The organism is Mumia flava (assembly GCF_002797495.1).
GTDB classification, from domain to species: domain Bacteria; phylum Actinomycetota; class Actinomycetes; order Propionibacteriales; family Nocardioidaceae; genus Mumia; species Mumia flava.
This window is the reverse complement of sequence record NZ_PGEZ01000001.1, coordinates 1,224,896-1,244,951: the sequence shown is the minus strand read 5'-3', so window position 1 is coordinate 1,244,951 and position 20,056 is coordinate 1,224,896. Positions and strand designations below refer to the sequence as shown.

At 71.8% G+C, this 20,056-nt stretch carries 20 protein-coding genes; 7 read left to right on the top strand and 13 right to left on the bottom strand.

The genetic code is table 11. From position 1 onward, the window contains the following. Positions 1-22 precede the first annotated feature (22 nt). Complete coding sequence (locus tag CLV56_RS21210) at positions 23-784, bottom strand: DUF2530 domain-containing protein (RefSeq protein WP_245857643.1); 762 nt, start codon at positions 782-784, stop codon at positions 23-25. A 57-nt stretch (positions 785-841) separates the two neighbouring features. Here CLV56_RS21210 and CLV56_RS05885 point away from each other — a divergent pair, with 57 nt between their 5' ends. Next, entirely contained in the window at positions 842-2,293 is a 1,452-nt protein-coding gene (locus CLV56_RS05885; RefSeq protein ID WP_039367968.1) for an NCS2 family permease, read from the top strand. A gap of 133 nt (positions 2,294-2,426) precedes the next feature. Here the strand turns inward: CLV56_RS05885 and CLV56_RS05880 are convergent, their stop codons facing one another. Genes CLV56_RS05880 through CLV56_RS05840 form a run of 9 tightly spaced genes read right to left on the bottom strand, consistent with a single transcriptional unit; the run spans position 2,427 to position 11,120 of the window. Beyond that, positions 2,427-3,326, bottom strand: coding sequence for an alpha/beta hydrolase (locus tag CLV56_RS05880; protein WP_039367991.1), 900 nt, complete (start codon positions 3,324-3,326; stop codon positions 2,427-2,429). After that, entirely contained in the window at positions 3,323-4,096 is a 774-nt protein-coding gene (locus tag CLV56_RS05875) for a 3-hydroxybutyrate dehydrogenase (protein ID WP_100414532.1), read from the bottom strand. The genes CLV56_RS05880 and CLV56_RS05875 overlap by 4 nt, the downstream gene beginning before the upstream one ends. Beyond that, positions 4,096-4,764: a TetR/AcrR family transcriptional regulator gene (locus CLV56_RS05870; RefSeq protein ID WP_100414531.1), complete on the bottom strand. Its 669-nt coding sequence runs from the start codon at positions 4,762-4,764 to the stop codon at positions 4,096-4,098. Before CLV56_RS05870 ends, CLV56_RS05875 begins: the two co-directional genes overlap by 1 nt. Then, on the bottom strand, positions 4,751-6,364 hold the full coding sequence (locus tag CLV56_RS05865) for a class I adenylate-forming enzyme family protein (RefSeq protein WP_039367971.1): 1,614 nt from the start codon (positions 6,362-6,364) through the stop codon (positions 4,751-4,753). The genes CLV56_RS05870 and CLV56_RS05865 overlap by 14 nt, the downstream gene beginning before the upstream one ends. After that, positions 6,361-7,500 (bottom strand): branched-chain amino acid ABC transporter permease, encoded by a 1,140-nt coding sequence (locus tag CLV56_RS05860; protein ID WP_100414530.1) that lies wholly within the window; start codon positions 7,498-7,500, stop codon positions 6,361-6,363. Before CLV56_RS05860 ends, CLV56_RS05865 begins: the two co-directional genes overlap by 4 nt. Then, a complete protein-coding gene (locus CLV56_RS05855; RefSeq protein ID WP_039367974.1) occupies positions 7,497-8,372 on the bottom strand; it encodes a branched-chain amino acid ABC transporter permease in 876 nt (291 codons plus the stop codon). Before CLV56_RS05855 ends, CLV56_RS05860 begins: the two co-directional genes overlap by 4 nt. After that, the gene (locus CLV56_RS05850; protein WP_100414529.1) at positions 8,369-9,145 is read right to left on the bottom strand and encodes an ABC transporter ATP-binding protein; all 777 of its coding nucleotides are present in this window, start codon (positions 9,143-9,145) and stop codon (positions 8,369-8,371) included. Before CLV56_RS05850 ends, CLV56_RS05855 begins: the two co-directional genes overlap by 4 nt. Continuing rightward, positions 9,142-9,903, bottom strand: coding sequence for an ABC transporter ATP-binding protein (locus tag CLV56_RS05845; protein WP_100414528.1), 762 nt, complete (start codon positions 9,901-9,903; stop codon positions 9,142-9,144). Before CLV56_RS05845 ends, CLV56_RS05850 begins: the two co-directional genes overlap by 4 nt. A 26-nt stretch (positions 9,904-9,929) precedes the next feature. Continuing rightward, the gene (locus CLV56_RS05840; protein ID WP_039343059.1) at positions 9,930-11,120 is read right to left on the bottom strand and encodes a substrate-binding domain-containing protein; all 1,191 of its coding nucleotides are present in this window, start codon (positions 11,118-11,120) and stop codon (positions 9,930-9,932) included. 247 nt (positions 11,121-11,367) lie between these two features. Here CLV56_RS05840 and CLV56_RS05835 point away from each other — a divergent pair, with 247 nt between their 5' ends. From CLV56_RS05835 to CLV56_RS05815, 4 genes are all read left to right on the top strand, one after another. After that, the gene (locus CLV56_RS05835) at positions 11,368-11,781 is read left to right on the top strand and encodes a MarR family winged helix-turn-helix transcriptional regulator (protein ID WP_039343056.1); all 414 of its coding nucleotides are present in this window, start codon (positions 11,368-11,370) and stop codon (positions 11,779-11,781) included. A gap of 5 nt (positions 11,782-11,786) precedes the next feature. Beyond that, positions 11,787-13,244: an MFS transporter gene (locus CLV56_RS05830; RefSeq protein WP_245857863.1), complete on the top strand. Its 1,458-nt coding sequence runs from the start codon at positions 11,787-11,789 to the stop codon at positions 13,242-13,244. Between the two features lie 46 nt (positions 13,245-13,290). Further along, positions 13,291-13,524 carry a ribbon-helix-helix protein, CopG family gene (locus CLV56_RS05825; protein WP_039343043.1) on the top strand — a complete coding sequence of 78 codons (234 nt, stop codon included), beginning with the start codon at positions 13,291-13,293 and terminating at the stop codon, positions 13,522-13,524. Positions 13,525-14,006: 482 nt separating this feature from the next. After that, positions 14,007-14,912: a hypothetical protein gene (locus CLV56_RS05815; protein ID WP_100414526.1), complete on the top strand. Its 906-nt coding sequence runs from the start codon at positions 14,007-14,009 to the stop codon at positions 14,910-14,912. Between the two features lie 54 nt (positions 14,913-14,966). Here the strand turns inward: CLV56_RS05815 and serC are convergent, their stop codons facing one another. Together serC and CLV56_RS20965 are read right to left on the bottom strand one after the other, a co-directional pair. Continuing rightward, a complete protein-coding gene (gene serC / locus CLV56_RS05810) occupies positions 14,967-16,079 on the bottom strand; it encodes a phosphoserine transaminase (protein WP_039343040.1) in 1,113 nt (370 codons plus the stop codon). Positions 16,080-16,186: 107 nt separating this feature from the next. Next, complete coding sequence (locus tag CLV56_RS20965; protein WP_211287987.1) at positions 16,187-17,077, bottom strand: TetR/AcrR family transcriptional regulator; 891 nt, start codon at positions 17,075-17,077, stop codon at positions 16,187-16,189. 58 nt (positions 17,078-17,135) lie between these two features. On the opposite strand from CLV56_RS20965, the gene CLV56_RS05800 reads away from it, so the two are divergent. Continuing rightward, positions 17,136-18,155 (top strand): ATP-binding cassette domain-containing protein, encoded by a 1,020-nt coding sequence (locus CLV56_RS05800; RefSeq protein ID WP_245857640.1) that lies wholly within the window; start codon positions 17,136-17,138, stop codon positions 18,153-18,155. Continuing rightward, positions 18,152-18,982 (top strand): ABC transporter permease, encoded by an 831-nt coding sequence (locus tag CLV56_RS05795; protein ID WP_100414524.1) that lies wholly within the window; start codon positions 18,152-18,154, stop codon positions 18,980-18,982. The genes CLV56_RS05800 and CLV56_RS05795 overlap by 4 nt, the downstream gene beginning before the upstream one ends. 99 nt (positions 18,983-19,081) lie before the next feature. Here CLV56_RS05795 and CLV56_RS05790 read toward each other — a convergent pair whose 3' ends face one another. Further along, positions 19,082-19,915, bottom strand: coding sequence for an ETEC_3214 domain-containing protein (locus CLV56_RS05790; RefSeq protein ID WP_157805078.1), 834 nt, complete (start codon positions 19,913-19,915; stop codon positions 19,082-19,084). Positions 19,916-20,056 lie beyond the last annotated feature (141 nt).

Below are 20,056 nucleotides of genomic sequence, written 5' to 3'. Positions count from 1 at the left end.
CGACGCCCGCCGAGCCGGTGGCTCAGCGGGCGTCGTCGTGTCCGGGGTCGGCCTCGGAGTCGGCGTCGGCGAGGGCGGCACGGCGGCGACGGCAGTACTCGACCCCCATCAGCCCGAGCCCGAACCCGGCGACGCAGGTCCAGAGCCACCAGATCGTGCCGTTCGCCTGGAGCGTGCTCATGAACGGGAGCATCCCCAGCCCGAGGGCGAGCCAGATCGCCGACCCCACGGCCATCGTACGGACGCCGTCGACGTCGAGCGGCTGGACGTCGGGGGCCACCTTGTGGATCCTGTGCCCGATCTCCAGCTCGGTGACCTCGGGCTTGTCGAGCCCGTGGCCGCGTCGGGGACGGGCCGTCGGCGGCTCGTCGCGGGAGGGCCGGTGCCCTGCTGCCGGTGCCTCTCCCGTCACGTCCGGCTCGGACGGTGGCGCGGCCGCCTCGGGCGCCGACGGTGTCTCGTCCGCGGACCAGGGCGCCCGGCCGGGTCGGCCGGGGGGTTCGGGGGGCGGCTCGGGCGCAGCCTCGCGTGCCGGCTCGACCGCGGGCTGGGCGCGGCGGCGGCCGACGTACGGAGGGGCGACGTCGGGCCCGGTCTCCGACGGCGACGCCGGTGGTGCGGCCGGCTCGGCCGGGTGCGGCGCGGGCGGTTGCTCCGGTGGCGCGGGCTCGCTCGTACGGCCTGCTGCGCGGGTGGGCTCGCTGGGTCGGGCGCGACGCTCGGAACGACGGCCGCGGGATCGGCCCGACGCGTCCGAGGTCAGTTTTCGCTTCCCTGCAGCCACGCCTTTACAGTACCGGGCGGGGGAATCGTCCCGTTTCACCGCTTCGACAGGAGCCACATGGCCACCCAGACGGCGACCAGCACGCTGGACCGCTTCTTCAAGATCAGCCAGCGCGGATCGACTCCCGCGCGCGAGGTGCGAGGCGGTGTCGTCACCTTCTTCACGATGGCGTACATCATCGTGCTCAACCCGATCATCATCGCCGGGGTTCCGGACGTCGACGGCAACTACCTCGGCGGCGGGACTCAGGGCGAGGCCTTCGCGCTGGTGGCGGCAGCGACGGCTCTGGTGGCCGGGGTGATGAGCATCCTCATGGGCCTGTACGCGAACTTCCCGCTCGCGATCGCGACCGGACTCGGTCTGAACGCCTTCGTCGCCTACTCGATCGCGAGCCAGATGACCTGGGCGGATGCGATGGGCCTGGTGGTGATCGAAGGCGTGATCATCCTGATCCTCGTCCTCACCGGGTTCCGCAAGGCCGTCTTCGACGCCGTCCCGCTGCCGATGAAGACCGCGATCTCGGTCGGCATCGGCCTGTTCATCGCGTTCGTCGGTCTCGTCAACGCGGGCGTGGTCAGGACGACCGGCAACGCGTCCCCGCCGGTCGGGCTCGGCATCGGCGGCACGCTCTCGGGCTGGCCGGTGCTGGTGTTCTGCGTCGGGCTGCTGATCATGGTCGCGCTGTACGCCCGGGGCGTGCGCGGCGCGATCCTGATCGGGATCCTCGCGACCACGGCGATCGCGGTCCTGGTGGAGACGTTCGCGGACGCGGGTCCGTCGAACGGCGACCCGGCCTCGACCGGCTGGAACCTCAACGTCCCCTCGTGGCCGACCTCCTGGGTCGACTGGCCGGACTTCTCGCTGCTGGGCGACTTCAACCTGCTCGGCTCGTTCAGCGAGGTCGGGTTCGTCACCGCGGTGCTGCTGATCTTCACGCTGCTGCTCGCCGACTTCTTCGACACGATGGGCACGATGACGGCGATCGGTTCGGAGGCCGGGCTCAACGACGACGACGGGACGCCCGAGGGCGCACAGCGGATCCTCGTCGTCGACTCGATCGGCGCGATCGCCGGCGGCGCCGCGAGCGTCTCCAGCAACACGGCGTACGTCGAGTCCGCCTCGGGGGTCGGCGACGGCGCCCGTACCGGGCTCGCGAGCGTCGTGACCGGACTGCTCTTCCTGCTGGCGACGATCTTCTCGCCGGTCGTCGGTCACATCCCGAACGAGGCGGCCGTGCCCGCGCTCGTGCTCGTCGGATTCCTGATGATGCAGCAGGTGACCGACATCCCGTGGAACGACATCGAGCTCGCGATCCCGGCGTTCCTCACGATCGCGCTGATGCCGTTCACCTACTCGATCAGCGTCGGCATCGGCGCCGGGTTCCTCGCGTACGTGGTGATCAAGGTCGTGCGGGGCAAGTCCGCGCAGGTCCACCCGTTGATGTGGGTCGTGGCGGCGCTGTTCGCGGTGTACTTCGCGATCGACCCGATCACCGACTGGCTCAGCTGAGGTCCGGCACATCCTGATCCGCTGGTCGAGGCGCGAGCGGAGCGAGCGATCGAGACCCGGTCGGGGCCTGCAGGGTCCCGATCGCCTCCTCGTTCCTCGTCGGCGCCTCGACCAGCGGAGTGTGCGGCACCGCTCAGGCGGGGACGGCGGCGAGCTCGCGTTCGATCCGCCCCGCGATCGCGACCGCGCCCGGAACCGACATCACCAGCGTGTAGTGGTTGAGCTCCGCGAGGTGCTCGTGGCGGACGCCGTCGCGCCCCGCGAGCAGGGCGGCGGTCCGCTCCGGCGCGTACAGCCCGGGCGCCTCGTCCAGCAGCCCGCGCCCGGCCGTGACGAGCAGCGTCGGCAGCCGCAGGGCCGCGAGCGCGTCGACCAGGGCGTTCCCGCGGTGCAGGTCGATCGTGTCCTCCGCCGTGGTCGCATAGGTCGTCGACGGACGCAGCGCGCCCGCCTCGCCGACCAGGTCGTAGCGGAAGTAGTCCTCCAGCGCCGCGTCCCAGTCCGAGGCGAAAGCCGGGTGGCGCCGCCAGAACGCGAGGTAGTCCTCGGTGCTCGCGAAGGTCATCGCGAGCCGCTCCGCCGTCGGCCCGAGCACCGTCGCGATCACCTGGTCGGCGTCGAGCCCCTCCGGCACGTCGAGTGGGAACCCGCCGTCGAGGAAGACCTGGCGCGCGACCCGGTCGGGATGCCGGTGGCCCAGCACAGCGGTCACGAAGGCGCCCATCGAGTGCCCGACCACGACCGTACGATCGACTCCGAACGCCTCGAGGACCCGCGCGAGGTCGTCGGCGTGGGCCGCCATCCCGGCGGGTCCGCGGACGCTGTTGCTGCGACCGCGCCCGCGGAGGTCGGGGGCGATCAGCCGGACGCCGGGCAGCTGCCCGGCGAGCCACGTCCAGGAGCGGTGCGAGGCCGTGACGCCGTGCACGAGCAGCGCGGTCGGCGCGTCCACCGGCAGCTCGGCGCCCCACTCGCCGACGTGCAGCGCGCCGCCGTCGACACCGACCAGGTGCGTACGGTAGGTGCCGGTCATCGCGCGGTCCACCCGCCGTCCATGGTGTACGCGGCGCCGGTGACCATCCCGGCCTCGTCGGACGCGAGCCAGCACACCAGCGCCGCGACCTCCTCCGGCTCCACGAGGCGCTTCACCGCGGTCTCGGTCAGCATGATCTTCGCGACCACCTCGTCCTCGTCGATCCCGTGCACACGCGCCTGGTCCGCGATCTGCTTCTCCACCAGCGGCGTGCGGACGTACGCGGGGTTGACGCAGTTGCTCGTCACGCCGTGCTCGCCGCCCTCCAGGGCGACGACCTTCGAGAGCCCCTCGAGGGCGTGCTTCGCGGTGACGTAGGCGGACTTGTACGCGCTGGCGCGCAGGCCGTGGACGCTCGAGACGTTGATCACCCGGCCCCAGCCGCGCTCGTACATCCCGGGCAGCGCCGCGCGGGCCAGCAGGAACGGCGCCTCCACCATCACCCGCTGGATCAGCCGGAAGTCGTCGGGCGCGAGCTCGGTGATCGGGCTGACCCGCTGGAGGCCGGCGTTGTTCACCAGGACGTCCACGTCGAGGGTGAGGTCGTCGAGCGCGGTGGTGTCCGACAGGTCCACGACCCAGTCCTCGCCGCCGACGGACTCGGCCGTACGCTTCGCCGCGTCGCCGTCGACGTCGGCGACGACCACGTGCGCACCCCGCTCGGCGAGCGCGTGGACGCAGGCGAGCCCGATGCCGCTCGCCCCGCCGGTGACCAGCGCGCGCCGGCCGCGCAGGGCGTCGCCGCCGGGGGCGTCGGTGTGCTGGCTCATCACTGCTCCTCCCGCGGCGCGAGGCCGTGGTTGATGAACTGGATCATCTGCTCGAAGACCGCGGCGGGCATGGCCTCGGGCCGGTTGCCGTCGGCGTCGCGCTCCCACAGGATGTAGCGCATCCCGAGCAGCTCGCCGAGCCCCATCAGCGCCCAGGCGGTGACCTCCGGGTCGACGTCGCGGACCTCGCCGGCCGCGCGCGCCTTCTCCAGGCCGGCGCGGTAGCCCTCGACGATCCGGGTGTAGTGAAGCCGCAGCATCTCGGGCGAGACGAACTCCGCCTCGCGCACCACCCGGTACAGCGCGGGGTGCTGCGCGGTGAAACGGAAGAACCCGGCGAACCCGGCCCGCTCCGCCTCGATCCGGTTCGGGGCGCCCTCCATCGCCTCCGCCATGGAGTGCCGTACGCGGCGGTTCAGGTCGACGACCAGCGCCTCGAAGATCGCCTGCTTGCTGTCGAAGTACAGATAGAAGGTGCCGAGCCCGATCCCGGCGCGCTCCGTGATCTTCACGATCGACGCCTCGTGGTAGCCGAGGTCGGCGAAGACGTGCTCGGCTGCCTCCAGCAGCTTGGTCCGCGTGGCGGCACCACGCTTGGTCAGCGGCTTGCCGGCCGCCGACGACGCCGGCTCGACGTCCTCCAGGCCGAAGTCTTCAGCTGCGCTCATCGGCGTCGTCCTCTGCTCGTGGGTCGGCGGGTCGTGCGTCGGCTGCACTGCCGTGGGCCAGGTCGCGCAACCGCGGGCGTACGACCTTGCCCAGGGCCGTCCGTGGGAGCGCGTCGTGGACGTGCACGTACTTCGGGATCTTGAACGCCGCGAGCGCACCGCGCAGGTACGTGCGGATCTCGTCGGGCGACAGTGCGGCGCCCGAGCGCGGCACGACGAACGCGGCGCCCACCTCGCCCCAGACGTCGTCGGGGACACCGACGACCGCGACCTCGGCGACCAGCGGATGCTCGACGATCGCCTGCTCGATCTCGGCGGGCGCGATGTTCTCGCCGCCGCTGATGTAGACGTCCTTGAGCCGGTCCACGATCCGGTAGAACCCGTCGGCGTCCCGCTCGGCCAGGTCGCCGGTGCGCAGCCATCCGGCGTCGAACGCGGCGGCGGTGGGCGCGGGCGCGTGGAGGTACTCGGTGAAGGTGCTCGGCCCGCGCACGCACAGCTCGCCGGTCGCGGCGCCGGACAGGTGGGCGCCGGTGGCCGGGTCGCGCAGGGCGACCTCGACGTACGGGTACGGGCGCCCGACGGCGCCCGGGTGCGCCGGGGCGTCGCCGGGGTGGAGCACGAGCACGTTCGGGCCGGCCTCGGTCAGGCCGTAGCCCTGGGTGATCGCGACGCCGCGGTCGGCCCAGCGCTGCCACAGGTCGGTCGGCATCGGCGAGCCGCCGACCATCGCGACCCGCAGGCCGGACAGGTCGGTGGTCGCGAAGGCCGGGTCGTCCGCGAGCATCCGGTACTGGGTGGGGACACCCATCAGCATCGTCACGCGGCGCTCGGCGATCAGCCGGAGCACCCGGCCGGGCTGGAAGGACCGCTCCAGCACCACCCGGGCGCCGGCGCGCCAGGCGAGCAGCGGCTGGATGTTCCAGGCGGCGACGTGGAACTGCGGAAGCGTCACCAGCACCACGTCGCTCGACGTCAGCTCGACGGCCTGGCCGAGCGCGAGGTTGTTCCAGAAGCACGCCTCGTGGCTCAGGACGACACCCTTGGCCGAGCCGGTGCTGCCGGAGGTGAAGATCACCAGCAGCGGGTCGGTGTCCGAGGGAGGCCTGGTCCCCGGGGTGGTCGCCGCGCCGGCAGGGGTGGGGACGTCGGTCTCCACCCCGGTCGGCCCGAGCATCGCGGTCGGCACGGAGGTCCCGAGCCGGCGTACGGCGTCGTGCGCCAGCGCCGAGTACTCGTCCTCGTACAGCACCAGCGACGGCTGCGCGGTCGTGAGCAGCTGCTCGAGCTCGCGGGGCGAGGACCGCCACGACATCGGGACCAGCGCGAGCCCGGCATGGGCACAGGCGAAGAACGCGACGACGTGGTCGGGGGAGTTGCCCGTCACCGTCGCCACCCGGTCGCCGGCGCGGTAGCCCGACCGCAGCAGCGCCGCGGCGAGGTCACGCGAGCGCCGGTCGAGCTCCGTGTAGCTCGCGGTCACGCCGAGGTAGTCGATCGCGGTCGCGTCGGGCGTACGGGCCGCGCGATCGGCCAGCCAGCGGCCGATCGTGTGCGCCCCGGTCGCGTCGACGTCGAGCTCGGTGTGCGTCGGACTCATCGGCGGACCTCGGCCGGCGTCTCGGAGTCGGCGTCCTCGAGGTGCGCGCGGGCTTCGCGCCGGGCGGCCCCGGCCGCGGACGCGGCGGCGGCGTCCGGTCCCGACCGTCGCTGCCGGGTCAGCGCACCGGCCGCGCCGGCGATGCCGCCGGGGGCGAACATCACCACCAGGATGAACAACGTCCCGAGGATGAACATCGGCTCCGACAGGGGCACGCGCAGCACGTCCGGCAGCGACTCGACGGCGTCGGAGTGGGCGACGATCGCGAGGCGCTGGTTGAGCAGCGTGTAGAGCACGGCTCCGACGATCACACCCCATCGTGCCCCGACTCCGCCCAGGACCACCATCACCAGCACCGTGATCGTGAGGTCCGCGGACACGACGTGCGGGACGGCGCCGCTCTGGAGCAGCAGGTAGAGCGCACCGGCGAGCGCGGCGAGCACACCGGCGGTGGTGAACACGACGAGCCGCGCGGCGTACGGGGTGAGTCCGAGGACCCGGACCCGCAGCTCGTTCTCGCGCGCCGCCGCGGCGACGTGCCCGACGCGGGAGCGGTCGATCCAGAGCACCACGCCGTACACGACGACGAGGACGAGCAGCGCCAGCCAGTAGAGGTTGCGTGTGTTGTCGACACCGACCATCCAGCCCGGCACCTGGTCGGAGTCCAGGCGCAGGCCCTCGTCGCCGCCGGTGCTGTCACCGGGGTTGCGCCGGACCAGCACCGATCCGGCCTGCGCGAAGGCGAGCGTGACCATCGCGAAGGGGATCCCGTCGACCCGCAGGCTGATCGCGCCGGTGACCTGCGCCAGCACGAGCGCGGCGACGAGGCTCACGACCAGCGCGGCCCACAGCGGCAGACCGGTCCGCTCGAGGACGATCCCGAGCCCGTACGCGCCGGCGCCGAACGCGAGCGCGTGTCCGAACGACAGCAGGCCCGCGGTGCCGAGCAGCAGGTTGTACGACAGCGCGAACGCGGCGAAGACCATGCAGAGCGCGAGCAGGCTCAGCGCGCCCGGCTGGTACGTCGGGGTGGGGAGCACGCCGGGGATGCTCAGGTTGAGCAGCGGCAGGACCGCCATCACGGCGATCGCGACGACGGCGACCAACAGGGGCTTGGTGCGGTTCAATAGGCTCATGCCCGGGCTCCCATCAGTCCGGTGGGTCGGACCAGCAGCACAGCGGCCAGCGCGACCACGACCACGAAGTCCCCCGTACCGCCGAGGTAGTAGTTCGCGAGCTGCTGCAGCTCGGCGACGAGCACCGACGCGATCGCGGCGCCGGGCAGCGAGCCGAGCCCACCGATCACGGTCACGATGAACGCGAAGATCAGCAGCGAGCCCCCGAGGCTCGGCGACACGTACCCGAAGTAGTGCGCGGCGAGCACGCCGCCGAGCCCGGCGGCCGCACCGCCGATGCTGAACACGAGGGTGAACGAGCGGCGGACGTCGATCCCCAGGGCGGTGACCATCGCGCGGTTCTCGACGCCCGCGCGGATGATCGTGCCGTAGCGGGTGTGCTTGAGGAACAGCACGATCGCGGCGAGCACGACGACGGCGAAGCCGATCACGAGGAAACGGTCGTTGGGGATGCGGGCCCCGAAGAGCGAGGTGGTCTCGTCGAGCCACGGCGGCCCGGTGATGAACCGGGCGTCGGAGCCCCAGATGCCCTCGAACAGCGCGACCGTCGCGAGCGACAGGCCGACCGTCACGAGCACCTGCTCGATGTGGCGTTCGTAGAGCGGGCGGATCAGGAGCAGCTCGGTGGCGACGGCGATCGCAGCGCCGACGGCGGCGCCGACGACGAGCGACAGCGCGAACCCGCCCCAGCTCTCGGCACCGAGCCGCTGCGCGGTCATCCAGCCGAGGAACGCGCCGAGGGTCAGGAAGCTGCCGTGCGCGAAGTTGAGGACGTGCATCAGGCCGTAGATCAGCGACAGCCCGGACGCGACCAGGAAGTAGAGCGCCCCGAGGCCGAGCCCGGTGACGAGCAGCAGGATCAGCGTGCTCACGGCGCCACCTCCGCGGCCTCGACGTGGACGCCGAGCAGGCGCTGGGTGAGCTCCTCGTCGTCGAGCAGCGCCTGCGCGGAGCCGGTGTGGACCACGGTCCCTCCTTCGATCACGACGGCGGTGCGGGCGAGGCGCCGCACCACCTCGAGGTTCTGTTCGACCAGCAGGATCGGCACGTCCCGCGCGGCCTCCTCCAGCGCGACGGCGACCTCGTCGACGACCTTCGGCGCGAGGCCCTTGGTCGGCTCGTCGATCAGCAGCACGGTGTTGTCGTTGAGCAGCGCACGGGCCAGCGACACCATCTGCTGCTGGCCCCCCGACAACGTCCCTGCACGCTGGTCGCGGCGGGCGGTCAGGTCGGGGAACAGCCGCTCGACCAGCTCACGACGGGGGTGCTCGTCGCGCTCGGCGAGACGGAGGTTCTCCGCGACGGTGAGTCCGGCGAAGACCTCGCGGTCCTCGGGCACGTAGCCGACGCCGCGCTGGACGATCTTGTGCGTGGGGAGCCGGTCGATCCGCTGCCCGGCGAGGGTGACCCGTCCCGTACGGTCGATCAGCCCGAGCAGGGCGCGCAGCGTGCTGGTCTTGCCGACGCCGTTGCGGCCGAGGACGGCGGTGACGCCGTGGGCCGCGACCGACAGGCTGACGTCCTCGACGACCTGCTGGCCGGCGATCGACGCGCTCAGCTGCTCGACGACGAGGACGGGGTCGTCTCCCGGTGCGTGCCCGGTGCTCGGTGCGGCGGTGGTGCCCGGCACGCTGTGGGCGCTCATGCGCTCGCTCCGAGGTAGGCCTGCTGCACGGTGGGGTTCTCCATCACGTTGACGGGGGAGTCGTAGGCGATCACGGAGCCGAAGTGCAGGACCGCGACCTTGTCGACCAGGCCGAGCAGGACGTCGAGGTGGTGCTCGACCATGACGACGGTGCAGCCGCGGTCGCGGTGCATCCGCCGGATCACGTCGACCAGCCCGGCGACGTCGCCCGACCCGACGCCGGCCATCGGCTCGTCGAGGAGCACGACGCTGGGCTCGACGGCCAGCAGCACGGCGATCTCGAGCTTGCGCTTGTCACCGTGCGAGAGGTCGCCGGCGCGGACGTGGGCCCGCTCGGCGAGTCCGACCTCGTCGAGCCGCTCGTACGCCACGGTGGTCGCGGGGTCACCCGGACCCGGGAACCGCAGCAGCGACAGGCTGTGCCCGCGGGGGACCTGCGCCGCCATCCGTACGTTCTCCAGGGCGCTGAGCCCGGCGAAGACCGTGGAGGTCTGGAAGGTGCGGCCCAGCCCGGCCCGCGCTCGACGCTGCACCGACAGTCCGGTGATGTCGCGTCCGTCGAGCTCGACGGAGCCGGTGGTCGGGCGCGCCAGGCCGGAGACGACGTTGAACAGCGTCGTCTTGCCGGCGCCGTTCGGGCCGATGATGCCGACCATCGAGCCGGTGTCGACGGTGAGGTCGACCCCGTCCAGGATGGTCGCGGCGCCGATGCGCAGCCCGATCCCGTGCAGCGCGAGCGCGGGGGATGGGTGGGTCACAGGTCCTCCTCGGTCCTCTGCCGGCCTCAGCCGGCCTCGGGCGGCGCGACCTCGTCGGCCGGCACGACCTCGATCAGCTCGGGCGCGAAGGACGAGCCGTCGGCGGCGAGCTTGGCCTGGTACATGTCCTGGATCAGCGCGTGGTCGCTGGCCCGCACCGTGGTGCTGCCCTTCGGCCCGTCGAACGTCCAGCCCTCGAGCGCATCGATCATGGAGTCGACGTCGTCACCCTCGGAGATCGCGTGCACCAGCATCTGGCCGGCGACGAAGCCGTCCGGCGAGAACAGGTCCGGCTCGTGCCCGTCGGCCTCGAGCGCCTCGACCATCGCGGCGTTCACGTCGTTGTCGGGCGCGGTGCCGAAGTAGTGGCTGAGGAAGCCGATCTTGTCCGACGCGGCGCCGTACGCCCCGTACGTCGAGATGTCGCCGAGGCCGGTCACGACCGGGGCGGCGTCGAACACGCCCTGCTGGGTCAGCGCCTGCCACATGCTGCCGGACGTCTCGCCGGCCCACGCCACGAAGACGAGGTCGGGCTCGGTGTTCAGCACCTGGCGGGCGAACGACGTGAACTCGGTGACGTCCTCGGCGACCAGCACCGGGGTGACGTTCCCGCCCATGCCGTCGGCGCCGAGCACGGCCTGGACCGCGGCGACGTTGCCCTGGCCGAACGCGTTGTCCTGCGCGAGCACGGTGATCTGCTTGCCGGCGACGTCGTCCAGGAAGGTCGCGGCGGTGGCGACGTCCTGGTAGCTCTGGCGGCCCGAGCGGAATGTGTAGTCGTTGATCCCGGTGACGGCGTCGGCCGCGGCCGGGCCGGAGATGTAGAGGACCTCGTTCTGCTCCGCCTGCTCGGCGAGCGCGAGCGCGACGCCCGAGGAGACGGTGCCGGCGAGGATGTCGACGCCGTCGCCGATGTACTCCTTCGCGAGCTGCACGGCCTTGTCGACGTCGGCGCCGTCGTCGCCCTCACGGAGCTCGATCGCGGTCCCGTCGACCTCGCCGCTGCCGTCGGTGGCATAGTCGATGCCGGCGTGCAGGCCGGCGAGGTACGCCTCGCCGTAGGCCGCGAGCGGGCCCGACTTCGACGTGATGATGCCGATCTCGATGCTGTCGCTGCCCTCGTCGGACGCAGCGCTGTCCGATGGCGCGCACCCGGCCAGCCCGGCGACGACGATCGCCGCCGCGGCCAGGCCCAGGGTGCTCCTGGTGTGCCTCATGATCCGTCCCTCTCCTCCAGAATGGGTGCAAACCTGAAACCTGATTCGGGTTGCGGAAAGGAAGGTATCCGCCGCCTCGCTGTGGTGTCAACCACACGGCACCGGTCCCGCCCCGGCGGTGCGCTGTGACGGATACGACCGCTGTCCATCCGTCACGCGCCACCGATCGCGCAGCGCCTCCACCCCGTGCTCGACATCACCCCCGCTCCGATTTGTTTAGCCAAACTCATGACCTAGGCTAAATATCGTGCCGAACACTTCCGCCCAGCAGCTCGCCGTCGCCGTCGCCCGGCTCCACCGCCGGCTCCGTCAGGAGCGCGACTCCGAGCTCACGCCGACGCAGATGGCGGTCCTCGGCACGCTGAGCACGCAGGGCCCGATGACGCCGGGCGCGATCGCGGCGCGTGAGCACGTACGGCCGCCGTCGATGACCCGCACCGTGAACTGCCTCGTCGAGGACGGCCTCGTCGAGCGTGCGCCGCACCCGACCGACGGGCGCCAGATCGTGGTGTCGCTGTCTGCCCTCGGCCGCAAGGTCCTGGACACCGAGCGGGCGCGCCGCAACCAGTGGCTCGCCGACCGCCTCGAGCAGCTGAGCGCCGAGGAGCGCGAGACGCTCCGTACGGCCGCGGCCCTGATGGAGAGGCTGGTGAGCGAGTGAGCCCGATGTTCCGCTCGCTCGCCGTCCGCAACTACCGCGTGTACGCCAGCGGGGCGATCGTGTCGAACGTCGGCACGTGGCTCCAGCGCGTCGCGCAGGACTGGCTCGTGCTGTCGCTCACCGGCAGCGGTACCGCGCTCGGCATCACGACCGGGCTCCAGCTGCTGCCCGCGCTGCTGTTCTCGCCGATCGCGGGCCTGGTCGCGGACCGGTTCGGCAAGCGTCGCGTCATGATGGTGACCCAGATGATGATGGCGGCGCCGGCCGCGTTGCTCGGCGTGCTCGCGATCACCGGGACCGTCGAGGTCTGGCACGTGTACGTGCTGGCGTTCCTGTTCGGCGTCGGGACCGCGTTCGACGCGCCGGCGCGGCAGTCGTTCGTCGTCGAGATGGTCGGCAAGGACGACCTCGCGAACGCGGTCGGCCTCAACAGCGCCTCGTTCAACTCCGGCCGGATGATCGGCCCCGCTCTGGCCGGCGTGCTGATCGCGGCCCTCGGCTCGGGTGTCGCCGCGACCGGCTGGGTGATCCTGCTCAACGCGCTCAGCTACTTCGCGGTGCTGGCGTCGCTGCTGGCGCTGCGCGTCCGCGAGCTCTTCCCCGCTCCACGTGCCGACCGCGGCCGCGGCGGCATCGTCGACGGACTGCGGTACGTACGCTCGCGGCCCGACGTCATGCTGATCCTGGTGACGGTGTTCTTCGTCGGCACGTTCGGGATGAACTTCCAGATGACGTCGGCGCTGATGGCGACCGAGGTGTTCGACAAGGGCGCCCAGGGGTACGGCGTGCTGGGGTCGATCATGGCGATCGGGTCCCTCGCCGGAGCGTTGGTCGCCGCGCGCCGCGAACGCCCGACGCGGCGGCTCGTCGTCGGGGCCGGGCTCGCGTTCGCCGGGGTCGAGATCACCGCCGGCCTGATGCCGACGTACCTCGCGTTCGCGCTCGTCCTGCCGTTCCTCGGCCTGGCCGCGCTCACGATGATCACCTCCGCCAACGCCTACATCCAGCTCACCGTCGACCCGTCGATGCGCGGGCGGGTGGCAGCGCTCTACCTGATGGTGTTCATGGGGGGTACGCCGCTCGGGGCGCCGGTGATCGGGTGGATCGGCGAGACGTTCGGGGCGCGGTGGACCCTGATCCTGGGCGGTCTCGTGACCCTCGGCGGGATCGCGGCAGCCACGATCACGTACCTCGTCCGCGGTGACCTCCACGTCCGCCTCGACGTACGTCCCCGCCCCCGCCTCCTCGTCGTCCCGCGGACACCGCGTGCGCTGGTCGGCACGGCCGGTGCGCTGTCGGCGGCCGACGAGGCCGCGCGGGTCGACGCGGGCGTCGCGGAGGCGGAGCTCCCGACGTACGAGGGGGAGCGCCCGTACGACGGGGACCAGCCGCGATCCGGCGACACACCGTCGTCGTACGAGCCCGTGGGGTGCGCGGCGACGGAAGATCGACGCGCCGGCTAACGCAGGGCCTCTTCCGTCGTCTGGGTTTTCGTCATACGATTTTCGTATGGTCAGCGAGGAGCAGATCGAGCAGTGGGCGGACGAGGCCGAGACTGGCTACGACGTCGATGAGATGAAGCGTCGCGGACGGGGTCGGCCCGGTCGTGGCGCCGAACCGATGCAGGTTGTCGCGGTACGACTCACCGCCGAAGAGCTCGCTGCGCTCGACGCGGTCGCCGAACGCGACCACATCTCGCGGTCGGAAGCGATCCGCAGGGCGCTGGCCGGCCTCGCCGCGTGAAGGTCCACGCCAGCGCACTCAGGCACGGGGTGCTGCCGGAGGATGCTGTCCAAGCAGCCGACTGGGCCCTTGGATCGAACCACTCGAAGACGATGACTGGCCGCATCGGGAGCTGCGACTTGGTTTCGACACCCAAGCGCGCCTGCTCGAGACGGTTGTTCTCCTCTTCGAGAGCGGCGATGAGATGATCATCCACGCCATGGCCGCTCGAAAGCAGTACTGGGCGCTCCTGCCCTGAGTCGCGAGCTCGGAGTCGCCCTTCTGCGGAGCCGCGATCCGCCGACACGCCGCGGCCGTACGAGGCGGTTCCGTGCACGGGGGCGGAAGATCGACGCGCCGGCTAGTGCAGGGCCGTTGCTCCGTCCGGAGGGCCACCGCTATCCTCGGAGGCCGGGGGAACGACTCCGCGCGAGGGACCGCCTCGCCGGTTGCACGGTCCGACGCACCGACGTCGGCTGATCAGCAGGAGTGACCTCGACGCGATGAACCCGCGACACCGACGTGCGATCATCCCGGGCCTGCTTGTGTGCCTGCTCGCCGTCGTCGTGGTCGTCGCCGTCGCGAACCAGGCTCGTGCGGCCGATGACGAGATCGCCGTCCCGGAGCGCGTCAGCGCGATCACCGATGCGCGCGTGCCCGAGTCGAGCGGCCTCGTGGTCAGCCAGGCCGACCCGCGCCTCGCGTACACGATCAACGACTCCGGCAACGATCCCGCGGTCTTCACCGTCCGGCTCTCCACCGGCGACGTGGTCGCGCGGACCAATCTGACCGGCGGCGACTTCGTCGACACCGAGGCGCTCACGATCGACCCCGACGGGACGCTGTGGGTGGCGGACATCGGGGACAACGACCTGGTTCGGAGCGACGTCGCGCTCTATGCCCTCGACGAGCCGCTGCGCAAGGGCGGCACCGTGGAGGCGAAGCGGTTCCGGGTGCGCTACGACGACGGCAACACCGACGCCGAGGCTCTGTTGTCCGACCCGGTGACCGGCGGACTGCTGATCGCGTCGAAGTCGATGCTCGGCGGCCAGCTCTACCGGCTGCCGGCCGACCTCGATGCCGACCGCGTCAACGTCGCCGACCCGATCGAGGGTGCCGAGGTCCCGGCGATGGTCACCGGCGGCGACTTCCTGCCGGACGGCTCGGCGATCGTCCTGCGGACCTACCTCGGGATCCACGTCCTCGACGCCGGGACGTGGACCGACGAGTGGTCGGCCACGCTTCCCGAGGTGCAGCAGGGCGAGTCGCTCGCGGTCGAGCCCGACGGGACGTCCGTGCTGATCGGCGCCGAGGGCCTGCCATCGCTGATCCGTCGGGTGGTCCTGCCCGAGGACCAGCGCGCCGGCATGCTCGCGCCGGTCGGCGGCGTGTTCGACCTCGACGACTGAGGTCCGACCCGCTCGACCGACGAAGTCTCGCGCCTCGACCATCGGGGACGATCCTCAGTCGGTGAGACGCTCGACCACCCAGTCGATGCACTGCGTCAGGCGGGTGCAGTCCTCGGGGTCGACGGCAGGGTACGTCGCGATCCGCAGCTGGTTGCGGTTCAGGCCGCGGTAGCCGTCGACGTCGACGATGCCGGCCGCCCGCAGCTCGCGGCTGAGCCGGCCGGCGTCCACACCTTCGAGGTCGATCGTCACCACGCTGGTCGACTGCTTGCCGGGATCGGTGACGAACGGCGTCGCGTACGAGGACTGCTCCGCCCACCCGTACAGCCGTGACGCCGAGTCCTCGCACCGCGACACCGACCAGGACAGCCCGCCGTTGTCGAGGATCCAGCGGATCTGCTGGTCGGTCCAGAACAGCGACGCGAGCGGCGGCGTGTTGAGGGTCTGGTCCTTCGCCGAGTTCTGGACGGCGGCGCCGAGGTCCAGGAACGCCGGAACCCAGCGGCCGGACGCGGCGATCTCCTCGACGCGCGCCAACGCGGCCGGCGACATCAGCGCGAACCAGACCCCGGCATCGGACGCGAGCGCCTTCTGCGGGGCGAAGTAGTAGACGTCGCACTGCGTCACGTCGACCGGCAGGGCGCCGGCGGCCGAGGTGCCGTCGATCACGTGGAGCGCGTCCGGGTCGGCGCCGTCGACGCGACGGACCGGGGCGCTGACGCCGGTCGACGTCTCGTTGTGCGGCCATGCGTAGACGTCGATCCCGTCCTCGGCGTACGGGTCCGGGTGCGTGCCGGGCTCGCTGCGGACGACCGTCGGGTCGCCGAGGAACGGAGCGCGCTGCGCGGCCGTCGCGAACTTCGTCCCGAACTCGCCGAACGCCAGGTGCTGGCTGCGCTCGCGGATCAGCCCGAACGTCGCCGCGTCGAAGAACGCGGTCGACCCGCCGACTCCCAGCACCACCTCGTACTCGTCGGGCAGCGTGAAGAGGGACCGCAGCCCCTCCCGTACCGACCCGACGAGGTTGCGCACCGGCGACTGGCGGTGGGACGTGCCGATCACGTGCGGGCCGGATGCGGCGAGCGCCTCCATCGCAGCGGCCGGGACCTTCGAGGGGCCGGATCCGAAGCGTCCGTCGACGGGAAGGATGTCTGCGGGGATCTGCACGCGTCCATTCTTCCGTACGGGCGCACGCCGCCGTTGCGGGACTCGGCTGCTGACGCGAGACGTCGGGCGGTACGCGACGTCCTTCCCGAGCGTCGACGTCCTCGCACCTAGCTCGGGGCTTCGCCGTCGCCCTCCAGACGTTCCATGCAGACGTCGAAGGCCGGGATGTCCGTTCCGCCTTCGGCCTGCGCCCGCTCGATCAGCAGCGCCACGGTGTCCAGCAGACTGCCGATCCGCAGCTCGAACGGAGTGGCCGCCGACTCGAAGACGCCCGTCGTCCACAGCCGGGTGATCGACGGGTAGCGGCTCGGGTCGAAGGTGTGCTCCCAGAAGGCGGTCGTGCCCTCCCAGTACGCCTGGTAGTCCGTCCCGTCCGCGCGCTGGTCGGCGTCCTCGGCGGCAGCCGATCGCGCGAACCCGACCACCGTGCTGTTGATGACGGCGATCGTCTCGACGACCTGGGTGGGTGAGAGGCCGGTGTCGATCAGGATGCGGTATCCCGCCTCCTCGGCGTCGAACACGTGCGGAGCGAGCGGGTAGCGCCAGCTGTTGAGGTCGAGCAGCCAGGGGTGCGAGCGCAGCATCGTCCATGAGCTGCGGGCGTACTGCTCCAGCGCCGGGCGCCAGGCCAGGTCGGGGTCGGGCAGGGTGAAGTCGGCGTACGCACGGTCGACCATCGCGTCCACCAGCTCGACCCGACCGGGCACGTGGGAGTAGAGCGTCATCGTGCCGACGTCGAGGGCACGAGCGACCGAGCGCATCGAGACCGCGTCCAGACCGTCGGCGTCGGCGATCGCGACGGCCGCGTCGACGATCTCGCCACGGGTGACACGGGCCGGTCGTCCGCGCCGGGACGGCTCCGGCGACTCCCAGAGCGGGACGAAGCGGTGGGCGGGGGCGGGGTCTCGATCGCTCGTTGCGCTCGCGCCTCCACCGTCGGGGGGAGGGGCTGCGCTCGCGCCTCGACCGTCGGGGGTGGCGGCTGCGTCGGGGTCCACCGCAGGCCTCCTCGGAATTCGCTTGCGATGCTTTTCCGTACAGCGTACCGTTGCTCGCATGCCAGATCCAGTACGCCGTACGAGAAAGATGGTCGAGGCTCGCGGCCTCACCAAGACGTTCACACGCAAGAAGGAGACCGTCGAGGCGGTCAAGGGCGTCGATATCGACGTCGCCGACGGGGAGCTGGTCGCGTTCCTGGGGCCGAACGGCGCCGGCAAGTCGACCACGCTGCGGATGCTCACGTCGCTGCTGCGGCCGACCGCGGGCAGTGCGACGGTCGCGGGGTACGACGTGGTGCGCAGCCCCGCCGAGGTGCGGGCGCGGATCGGGTACATCGGACAGGGCAACGCAGGCGGCTACTCGTACCGCGTCGGCGACGAGATGCGCAACCAGGGCCGGTTCTACTCCGTGCCGACGGACGTGGCCCGGACTCGCGCGGCCGAGCTGCTCGAGGCGCTCGAGCTCGGCGGTCTGGAGAAGCGCACCGTGCTCTCGCTGTCCGGCGGCCAGCGCCGCCGGCTCGACGTCGCGATGGGCCTGATGAACCACCCTGGCCTGCTGTTCCTCGACGAGCCCACCACGGGGCTCGACCCGCACGCGCGGGCCAACCTCTGGGACCACATCCTGCGTCTGCGCGAGGCCAACGGCATGACGATGCTGCTGACCACGCACTACCTCGACGAGGCCGACTCGATGGCCGAGCGGATCGTGCTGATCGACCACGGCGAGGTGATCGCCGACGCGACGCCGGCCGCGCTCAAGCGCGACCACGCCGACGACCTCGTCACGCTGCGTCTGCGCGCCGGCGACAGAGCGGACGACAGCGCCGCACGCGTCGCGGAGCGGGCGCGGTCCGTCCTCCCGCTCGGCGTCAACCGCGCCGAGGACCACCTCGAGGACGACGGCGCGGTACGGCTGGTCCTGGCCACGAACCACGGCCCGGACCTCGTACCGCCGACCCTGCGCGCACTCGAGGCGGCCGGTCTCGCCGTCGAGTCCGCCGACGTCCGCCAGGCCAGCCTGGACGACGTGTTCCTCAACCTGACCGGCCGGAGCCTGCGCGAGGAGGCCGCATGACCACCACCACCGAGACCCTCGACGACGCCGGCATCGCATCGCCGCTGCCGCAGCGCAGCGCCGTCGCCGGCTGGGTCCACGACACCGCCGCCGTGTTCACCCGCGAGATCCTCGTCGTGGTGCGCGACCCGTTCACGCTGATCTTCTCGCTGCTGCAGCCGCTGGTGTTCCTGGGGCTGTTCGGTCCGCTGCTCGAGGGGATGCTCGGCGGCGCGGACATCGGCGGCGCGTCGGCACTCCAGTGGTTCCTCCCGGGCGTGCTCGTGATGATCGCGATCTTCGGCACGGGCATGGTCGGCGGCAACCTGCTGTACGAGCTGATGACCGGGGCGTACGAACGGATCCTCGCGACCCCGCTCAGCCGGTCGTCGATCCTGGTCGGCCGCGCGCTGAAGGAGTTCGCGCCGCTGGTCGTGCAGGCGCTGCTGATCACCGTGGTCGCGATCCCGTTCGGGCTGGCGTTCTACCCGGCCCAGGTCCTCGTCGGGCTCGTGATCCTCGGGGTCTTCGGGATCGGACTCGGATCCCTCTCGTACGCCCTGGGCCTCGCGTCGAAGAACCGCGAGTGGGTGTTCTGGGGCGTGCAGCAGTCACTGATCTTCCCGCTGCTGCTGCTCGCCGGGATGATGCTGCCGCTGGAGGCCGGGCCGGGCTGGATGCAGGCCGTCGCGAAGTTCAACCCCCTGACGTACATCGTGGACGCGGAGCGGACGCTCTTCACCGGGACGCTGTGGGACCTCGACGTGGCGCAGGGGATGCTCGCGGCCGTCCTGACCTGCGCGGTCGGCCTCTGGGTCGGCATCTGGAAGGTGAAGCGCACGATCTGAGGCGACGCCCTTCCCGTCCCGACCGCGATCTGGGCGATCTGGGGAAGGAATCACCTGGGCGTTGTTCCCCAGATCGCCCGCATCGTGGCCGCGTGGGGGTCACGCGCCGGCGCCGACGCTGAGCAGCAGCATGACCTGCTCGGCGTCGTGCGCCAGCCCGCCGACGGTCCCGCCGTCGTCGCGGAACTCGCCCCAGGTGTTCGGCGTGGTCCCGGCGCGGAACGCGGCCAGGGTCCTCGTGTCGTACGGCTCGCCGGCGAGGCTCTGCGTCTGGAGCTCGTTCGCGGACTCGACGTCGAAGGCCGCGTCCGGGCCGCCGTACCCGTCGCGCGCCCAGCCGAGCAGCAGGCCGCGGTACCGCCCGGCGGCGCCCGCGGTGACGACCTCGGCGTACGCGCTCCCGCGCGGCCCCATCCACACCCAGGCCGACGTCGGCTCGACTCCGGGGGCCTCCGTCGCCTCGGCGAAGGTGACGTCGCCGAGATCCCCCAGGTCCCAGTCGAGCCAGCGCATCGGCGGGGCGAGCCGGTCGGACACCCGCGTCACCGCGTACAGCTCCAGGCTGTCCTTCTCGAAGACGCTCCGGACCACCAGGTCGTCGCTCTCGTGCACGTACATCAGCAGCGGCGGCGCCCCGCGCGGACAGTCCACGACCTGGTCCGCGCACAGGTCGACGACCTGCTTCGCGGTGCCCATCTCGCCCTCGAGGTAGGACAGCCGGCTGTCCAGGTCGAGCTGCGCGAGCTCCGCGTACTGCTCGGAGTGCGGATGGAGCCACCCGTCGATCGCGTCGTACGTCCGCGCGCCGAGGTCGACCGCGAGCCAGACGAACCCGATCGTCCCCACCACCGCGACGATCACAACCCGCACCGGGTGCGCCTTGACCCGCTCGATCACGCGCACGATCCGGGACTGCGGCTCGTCCTCCGTCATGGCGACCACCCCTGCTCCGGCTCATCCACGTTCCCAGCACCTGCTCGGTCATGCGCGCCGAATGCACCCGCGGCACCGCCCGCTCCGACCACGATTCGTCGAGTTACGGCGAGAATCGCACCGCCCATTCCGACCGGAACT